The 209-nt window shown below is 47.4% G+C and carries 1 pseudogene; it reads left to right on the top strand.

The annotated features are described in order from the left end of the window. A pseudogene (locus tag LJE11_RS19720) lies at positions 1-209 on the top strand (IS200/IS605 family accessory protein TnpB-related protein); the annotation flags it as partial.

The following is a 209-nucleotide window of genomic DNA, read 5'->3' as shown; positions in this document are numbered from 1 at the left end:
CGCAGATTCCAGAGGGAACATGGCTCTGCGCAGACACAGGGAAGATGGGCATATACGAAACGTCTGAACACAGAACTGGGTAAAAAGACTGCAGGTGCGATTGTAAGATATGCGGAAGAAAACCATGCAGATGTGATCGTGTTCGAGTATCTGGAGATGCAGGGGAAGATATCGGGAAAGAAAAAACAGAAACTGCACCTGTGGAGAAA

The sequence above is a fragment of the Blautia sp. DFI.1.216 genome, from assembly GCF_020594215.1.
GTDB lineage: Bacteria > Bacillota > Clostridia > Lachnospirales > Lachnospiraceae > Blautia_A > Blautia_A wexlerae.
The sequence above is the reverse complement of the archived record's forward strand: the minus strand, read 5'-3'. Positions and strand labels throughout refer to the sequence as shown.